Annotated in this window: 6 protein-coding genes, 2 tRNA genes and 1 rRNA gene; 2 read left to right on the top strand and 7 right to left on the bottom strand. The window is 26.2% G+C overall.

Annotated elements, in window-relative coordinates; genetic code table 11:
- Nucleotides 1-268 precede the first annotated feature (268 nt).
- Together NG901_RS16475 and NG901_RS16470 are read right to left on the bottom strand one after the other, a co-directional pair.
- Nucleotides 269-1,168, bottom strand: coding sequence for a patatin-like phospholipase family protein (locus NG901_RS16475; RefSeq protein ID WP_252217020.1), 900 nt, complete (start codon nucleotides 1,166-1,168; stop codon nucleotides 269-271).
- A 33-nt stretch (nucleotides 1,169-1,201) separates the two neighbouring features.
- Nucleotides 1,202-2,020: a pyruvate, water dikinase regulatory protein gene (locus NG901_RS16470; RefSeq protein WP_252217018.1), complete on the bottom strand. Its 819-nt coding sequence runs from the start codon at nucleotides 2,018-2,020 to the stop codon at nucleotides 1,202-1,204.
- 377 nt (nucleotides 2,021-2,397) lie between these two features.
- On the opposite strand from NG901_RS16470, the gene NG901_RS16465 reads away from it, so the two are divergent.
- Both NG901_RS16465 and hydF read left to right on the top strand, forming a co-directional pair.
- On the top strand, nucleotides 2,398-3,162 hold the full coding sequence (locus NG901_RS16465; protein ID WP_252217015.1) for a signal peptidase II: 765 nt from the start codon (nucleotides 2,398-2,400) through the stop codon (nucleotides 3,160-3,162).
- A 146-nt stretch (nucleotides 3,163-3,308) separates the two neighbouring features.
- Nucleotides 3,309-4,499 carry a [FeFe] hydrogenase H-cluster maturation GTPase HydF gene (gene hydF, locus NG901_RS16460; RefSeq protein ID WP_252217012.1) on the top strand — a complete coding sequence of 397 codons (1,191 nt, stop codon included), beginning with the start codon at nucleotides 3,309-3,311 and terminating at the stop codon, nucleotides 4,497-4,499.
- Between the two features lie 450 nt (nucleotides 4,500-4,949).
- On the opposite strand, the gene NG901_RS16455 is transcribed toward hydF, so the two are convergent.
- From NG901_RS16455 to NG901_RS16435, 5 genes are all read right to left on the bottom strand, one after another.
- A tRNA-Lys gene (locus tag NG901_RS16455) sits at nucleotides 4,950-5,025 on the bottom strand.
- 6 nt (nucleotides 5,026-5,031) lie between these two features.
- A 5S ribosomal RNA gene (gene rrf, locus NG901_RS16450) occupies nucleotides 5,032-5,148 on the bottom strand.
- A 265-nt stretch (nucleotides 5,149-5,413) separates the two neighbouring features.
- Nucleotides 5,414-6,148 (bottom strand): OmpA/MotB family protein, encoded by a 735-nt coding sequence (locus NG901_RS16445; RefSeq protein ID WP_252217011.1) that lies wholly within the window; start codon nucleotides 6,146-6,148, stop codon nucleotides 5,414-5,416.
- A gap of 4 nt (nucleotides 6,149-6,152) precedes the next feature.
- A complete protein-coding gene (locus tag NG901_RS16440; protein WP_252217009.1) occupies nucleotides 6,153-6,929 on the bottom strand; it encodes a flagellar motor protein in 777 nt (258 codons plus the stop codon).
- A gap of 489 nt (nucleotides 6,930-7,418) precedes the next feature.
- Nucleotides 7,419-7,494 (bottom strand) — tRNA-Lys (locus NG901_RS16435).
- Nucleotides 7,495-7,556: the final 62 nt, after the last annotated feature.

Raw genomic sequence — 7,556 nt, 5'->3', positions numbered from 1 at the left:
GTTTAATCTTGACTTACTCAAATAAAGAATTGCTGGTTTATTTTAATGTTTCTTGATTTCTGTTCAATTTTCAAAGACCAAATTTTCTTTTGTTTTACTGTGTCACCCTTAAGCGACTTAATCAGTATAACATTTAATTTCTTTTCTGTCAACAAGTTTTTAATAAGTTGAAATTTAATTTCTTAACTTTTTTCTTTCTTGTTGGCCGCATCTCTTAGCGACGTGTTTTATCTTACCATTTTATTTATATCGTGTCAACAATAATTTTCTATTCTTTTTTAATAAATTTACTTTTTACGTATTTAAGTACTTTTTGAGTATCTATATCAGGTATTGGTTTATGTTTAAATACCAATACACCTAAATCCATAATTGGCTTTAAATAATCAATGGTATCAATATAACCTAGTTTAATTCTTTTTTCAGCACTCTCAGGAACAAAATCCAATATACCATCTAATACCCCCTCTTCCATAACAGATGGATATATCTCTATTATTTTAGTATTTGGAAATAACTTTTTATTTATATGAGAATCTTTAGAAAGATGCACTACTATTATAATGTCACAGTTTTCTCCATATACAGGCTGTACAGGAACATTATCAGCCATTCCACCATCTAAATATTTTATAGATTCAAATTCTTCTGATTCATATATCATAGGTAATGCTGATGATGCAAATAAAATACTTCTTATATTCTCTTCATTATATCCATTAATCTTAAAGTATTTAGGTTGAAAAGTTGTAAGCTCTGTACAAGCTACATAGCATAATTTATTGCACTCATCTATATCTTTAAAATTTACATATTTATTAATAATATCAGTTAAACCTCCCCTTGAAAGATTTCCTGTATCAATCATCTTTGGCATACATTTTTTTACTAAGTTCATATTTTTTAATCCTAATGATATTAAAAAACCTTTAATATTCAAATCTCTCTTATCTATAGGAAGAACTTTTTCCTTTGATATATTAAGCCACGCTTCCTCTGCCTTCTCTATATCTCCTTGGCAAAATAATATAGAATTTAATGCACCGATTGATGTCCCTGAAATTACTTCTATATATCTATCAATTTTCAACTCTTTTAATGCCTTCCATACACCGATTTGATATGCTCCCCTAGCTCCTCCCCCTGATAGTACTAATCCTATTTTCATATTAAATCACACTCCCCAAGAACCACAATATATCTAATAACTATTCGTGCTCTTATTATATCCAATTGATTCTAAAATAATTAAAGCTGTATCTTCTATAGCCCTTTGTGTTATATCTATTGTTTTACATCCTAACTTCTTCATTACCTTATCTGAATACTCTAATTCTTCTAATATTCTTTCATCACCAGCATATTCAATACTTGAAGATATGTGATGGAATTTATCTAATCTTTTCTTTCTAATTTCTATTAATTGAAATGGATCTATTTTTAATCCAAAAATTTTCTTCTTATCTATAATATATATATCATCTGGTACACCTATTTCAGGCATTAATGGTATATTTATAGCTTTAATCCCCTTATTAGCTAGATACATGCTTAATGGTGTCTTTGACGTTCTTGATAATCCTATTAAAACTACATCTGCATTTTTAAGTCCTCTATAGTCTTTACTATCATCATATTGCATCGCAAATTCCATAGCCTCTATTCTTTTATAATACATTTCATCTATTTGTCTCATGGCCCCAGGTTTATATTCTGGATTAGTGTTCAACATACTTGATATAGAATCTATAAGAGGTCCTAGAACATTCATAATATAAATATCTTCTTCATAACATTTTTTAGTTAAGTATTCTCTAACATCTACAGTAATTATTGTTGATATGATTATTTTTCTTTCCACTTTAGCTATTTCAGGAAAAATACAATCCACATCATCAATTGTTTTGATATATGGTACTCTTCTTATTTTTATTTTTTCTCTAAACTGAGCTGCCACTGCTAGTGTTACTTGATGAGCTGTTTCTGCTATAGAATCTGATATAGCAAAAATAGTTAACATGATTAACTCCCCCCTCAAATTTTATATAATGTTTTTTCTAATATAATATCTTATTTAATTTTATCATTATATATTACATGTATTGTAAAATATTGCTTGATACAAAAATATATTTTTTAAATTTCAATATTTAATTTATATATTATATAATGATGAATTTTAAAATTTAATATGATAAACTTTAATATAATAAAAAAAGTTGCATATAAACCATGAAATCATCTATTTTATGCCTTTACTCATTTATAGGTGTAAAAAATCTTATACCACAATATTTTTAGTTATAAAATAAAATCATTAAATAACGCTTTAATAAATTATGTAAGAGTTATAATTGATATAAAAAACTGTTCACACTATATTTAGGAGGAAAATGTATGAATAATAAAAAAATCTTAACAGTAAGCATTCTACCACTTATGTGGTTTTTATACTTTTTGTTTGAATTGTTCACAGGTAGGATTAAAGATACTCCTACAGTAATGTTAAATATATTTCTTATGTTTTTGTTTGCTTTAGTAGGATTATTCATTTATAAAATAGGATATAAAAATCAAAATGGATTTAAATTTAAAACAATGTTAAAACTTTTTTTATCATTAATGCTAATTGACCAAGGAATAAAAATATTTATAAAGTTATTTTATTTTGATACTTACATCAATATAATTCCTAATTTACTATCTTTTAATCCAATAATCAATACTGATGGTTCATGGTTAAATGCAAGATTTGGAACTAATGTAAGCTTCACATTATTAATATTTTTTAATATCATTGCACTTTTTGTATTTGTCGAAATATACAGATACTCCTTATATAAAGGTAATAAAGATTTTTGGGCAGATATGTCTTTTTTGTTTATATTCAGCGGAGCTCTTTGTTCATTAATTGATAAACTATTTTATGGTGGAAGTTTAGATTTTATTGGCATTAGCAATTTATTTATTGCAGACATAAAAGATATTTATATTAATCTAGGTATACTATTTTTTATTCTTACATTATTTAATAACGGATATCTTTCTTCAGATGAAGAAACTACACTAAAAGAAGACTTACAGAATTTAAGATGTTTCTTAACATTTATAAAAGATGATATATCTAGTAAGTTCAAGTTACTAAAAAATAAACAAAACTAAAAGAAAAGAAGTTTTACAAATGTTTATAGAACAATAATAAAATTTGTTTATTCCAATAATAAAAATATACATGAACTATTTATATTGAGTAAAAAATACACTATCTAATTAAAAATTGAAAATCAAGTTATAAAGGAGGCATATTTATGCTTAACACTCCAAAAGCAAATAGACTACATATATCTATATTCGGAAAAAGAAACGCCGGTAAATCAAGTTTAATTAATGCTCTAACAAATCAACCACTTTCATTAGTGTCAGATACTCCTGGTACTACAACTGATCCTGTTTCAAAGGCAATGGAATTACTTCCTTTAGGACCAGTGGTTATTATAGATACCGCTGGATTAGATGATACTGGTGATTTAGGAACATTAAGAGTTGAAAAAACAAAAGAGGTAATGTTAAAAACAGATTTAGCTGTACTTGTATTTTCAGCAGAAGATAATAATATTGAAAATGAAAAAGAATGGTTTAAAGATTTAAAACAAAAAAATATTCCTGTAATAGGAGTAATAAATAAAATTGATTTAGGAATGAGCAACTTAGAATTATTACAAAAAGAATTTGATATTCCATTTGTAGAAATAAGTTCTAGAGAAAAAATAAATATAGGTAAATTTAAAGAGCTTCTTATTAAAAATGCACCTATTGATTTTGAAATGCCTACTATACTTGGTGATATTGTAAATCCTAAGGCTAGGGTTATATTAGTCGCTCCTCAGGATATCCAAGCCCCTAAAGGAAGACTTATATTGCCTCAAGTACAAATAATAAGAGATATACTAGATAATGATGCTATGGCACTTACAGTCAAAGATACAGAATTAGAAGACTTGCTAAAGATAGTCAAAAATCCATCTTTAGTAATTACAGATTCTCAAATGTTTAAAAAGGTAAATGAAATAGTTCCCTCAAATATAAGATTAACCTCATTCTCTATTTTAATGGCAAGATATAAGGGTGATTTAGAATTATTTATAAAAGGAGCTAAAGCTATTAATAATTTAAAACCTAATGACAAAGTATTAATTGCAGAAGCTTGCACTCATCATGCACAAAAAGGTGATATTGCAAGAGAAAAACTACCTTTATTACTTGAAAAAAAAGTTGGTGGAAAATTAGACATAGTAAATGTATCAGGAAGTGATTTTCCAAAGAATTTATCAGAATTTAAATTAATAGTACATTGTGGTTCTTGTATGTTTACAAGAAAGCAACTATTATCAAGATTAGAGGTAGTTAAAGAAAAAAATGTTCCTATAACTAATTTTGGAGTCGCATTAGCTGAACTTAATGGAATCCTTGATAGAGCTTGTAACATATTAATTGGATAATACCAATTTAAAAGATTTAAGACTTTATCAAATTACAATTTATATATTATAGATATAAAATTCAATAAAGCAAGCTACAGATTAAAAATAACAGTTTAATTTTAGATTAATATTTAAAATCAAACTTATATACTATAGCAAATAAAAAAGACATCCTATTATATATACTTTATAGGATGCCTTTTTTACTTTTATTAGATGTATATATTATGTCTTTAAATTAAACTAATTTAAAGACTATTTTGTTTAATCACAAATCAACTTTATTTATCGCTCTTAATTATCAATAATAATGAAACATATTAATTTTACTTTTTAAAATTTAATTTGTTATTAAATTTTAATATTAAAAGAATTATTTCTTTTAATATTTACTAAATTATAATTCGAATATAATAAATTTAAAAATGAAATAAAAAAATCGTTTCTTTAATATTAAAGAAACGATTTTGGTGGCTCACCCGGGAATCGAACCCGGGACACCATGATTAAAAGTCATGTGCTCTACCGACTGAGCTAGTGAACCATGCTTACCTGGCAACGTCCTAATCTCCCACACAGTCTCCCGTGCAGTACCTTCGGCGCTATGGATCTTAACTTTCCTGTTCGGAATGGGTAGGAGTGTTACTTCCATGCCATCATCACCAGATCCTTTGAAAGATTTTTTCTTTCAGTTGAAATCATTTGTTTTGTTTGATGACCTCAACAAGACATAATTATATAGACTTTCTATTATTATGTCAACAGTATTTTTAGACGTATATCGACATTATATTCAATATACGTCTAAATACTCTAAATTACTATAAAATATTCTTATTTTTGAAAATTTTTATTGTTTAAAAAATCATAAAAATATTAAACTTAATTTATAAATAAAAATAGAGAATATATATGGATAAAAATGCAATAAATTATTTAATAGATGCTGTTTCTGATTTATTATACTCGTTGTTTAATATAACTATATCAACTCTTCTATTAGCTGCTTGTCCTTCTTTACTATCATTGCTCTTTATAGGTCTATATTCACCATACCCAATAGCAGAGAGCCTATCAGAACTTATATTTCCTTCTTTAGCAAGAAACTCTACTACATTAGCTGCTCTAATTGCAGATAGCTGCCAATTAGAATGAAAATTTTCTGTATTTATAGCTACATTATCGGTGTTTCCCTCAACTCTTATATAATTATCTATATCATTTAATATTTTAGATATAGATATTAACTTTTGCTTATACTCATTTTTAATAGTTGCATCTCCACTGTTAAAAAAAACATTATCATTAAAGCTTATTATAAGACCTCTTTCTTGTATTTGAGTTGAAACGCTACCTTCTAAATTATATTCCTTAATTAACTCATCAACTTTACTTTTAGCCGTATCAAGCTTTTCTGATTCAACCATTACAGCATCATTCACAATGCTATTTTCATTAGTTTCTTCTCCTGTTTCTTCTATAACTCCTGGCGCATCACCTATACTAAATGCTTGTTTAAAGGAATTAGATATTTGTTTATACTTTTGTTTATCTACATTTGAAGAAGCATATAACACTACAAATAAAACCATTAGCAAAGTTATTAAATCAGAATAGGTTAGTAACCATCTTTCACTATTTTCTTTATTTTCTCTTTTTTTCCTCATATAATTATTCACCCTCTAATAATTTAGATTGCTTCTCTGTTAAAAATCCTTCAAGTTTACTTACAAGAGTATTGGGATTTGTACCTTGTTGAATTAATACTATTGCTTTAATAATCATCTCTTTTTCATTATATTCTTCCATATCCAAGACTTTTAACTTATTAGCAATTGGTAACCAAAAAATATTTGCACTTAAAATTCCATATAATGTTGCTATAAAAGCTGCTGCTATTTTAGGTCCTAATACAGTAGGATCATTTAAGTTACTAACTACTTGAATAAGTCCCATAACTGTTCCTATTATCCCCATGGTAGGTGCATATCCACCTGCTGCTGCAAACATTTCTATTCCAACTTGATGTCTTTCTGATATTTGCTCTAATTTAGTTTCTAAAATACTCTTAATAGATGACTGTTCTACTCCATCTATAGCTAATTGAAGTCCTTTTTTTATAAATGGATCTAAATCACTATTTTTAGAAACTTCTTTTTCTAATGATAAAAGTCCATCTTTTCTAGTTCTTGTAGATATATCTTTAAAAAACAATAAATTTTCTTCCATCTTATTTTTTCTCTTTTTAAATGCTATAGACATAACTTTAGGAAATTTTTTAAGTACATTTCCTGGGAATGATATACCTAATGCACCCAAAGTACCACCAAATACTATTATTGCAGCTGTAAGTTGAAATAATGCAGTAATTACTCCACCTTCTAATAAAAATGCTAAAATTAAAGCTACAAATGCAAAAATTAAGCTTAATACAATCATCATATCCATGTAAGATTCCCCCAAATACAAAATTATATTTCTAATAACTAATATATTAATGTTTACTATAATTTAATCCCCCATTAAAACATAAAATTATAATGTTCAATAATATAATAGACTTAATAATTTGTTACTAAAAAATAAATACTATTTTTACTGCTTTAATAATATTTAAACTTTTTAGTAATATTATTAAAAAAGTCTATATTTAATTATTTTTCCACATAATATATAAATTATTATATATTTATAAACAGGTATTCATAATAATTTATGAATACCTGTTTATAACTTAATTTAATTGTGAATAACTTTAGAAACATATTTTTTAATCACAATTTCTATTTGAACATACTATGAAAAATTTTATAGACTAATATGCTAGTTTTAGTTCTTAGCCAATATATATCTATAATACAATACCTTATTAATATCTAAAGATTTTATAATTTTTTATAAAAAAAAGCTACTGAAAAATTCAGTAGCTTTTATTATTGGTGCGTCATCAGGGATTCGAACCCTGGACACCCTGATTAAGAGTCAGGTGCTCTACCAACTGAGCTAATCACGCAAATAAACCTGGCAACGTCCTAATCTCCCACACAGTCTCCCGTGCAGTACCTTCGGCGCTAT

The organism is Clostridium sp. CMCC3677, assembly GCF_023845585.1.
In the GTDB taxonomy this organism is placed as follows: Bacteria; Bacillota; Clostridia; order Clostridiales; family Clostridiaceae; genus Clostridium; species Clostridium aquiflavi.
Note: the sequence above shows the minus strand (reverse complement) of the source record. Positions and strands in the feature narration are given on the sequence as shown.

Coding starts and splice junctions, on each gene's coding strand:
- NG901_RS16475 (WP_252217020.1), bottom strand. CDS start 1,168: ATGAAAATAGGATTAGTACTATCAGGGGGAGGAGCTAGGGGAGCATAT.
- NG901_RS16440 (WP_252217009.1), bottom strand. CDS start 6,929: ATGGATATGATGATTGTATTAAGCTTAATTTTTGCATTTGTAGCTTTA.
- NG901_RS16470 (WP_252217018.1), bottom strand. CDS start 2,020: ATGTTAACTATTTTTGCTATATCAGATTCTATAGCAGAAACAGCTCAT.
- hydF (WP_252217012.1), top strand. CDS start 3,309: ATGCTTAACACTCCAAAAGCAAATAGACTACATATATCTATATTCGGA.
- NG901_RS16465 (WP_252217015.1), top strand. CDS start 2,398: ATGAATAATAAAAAAATCTTAACAGTAAGCATTCTACCACTTATGTGG.
- NG901_RS16445 (WP_252217011.1), bottom strand. CDS start 6,148: ATGAGGAAAAAAAGAGAAAATAAAGAAAATAGTGAAAGATGGTTACTA.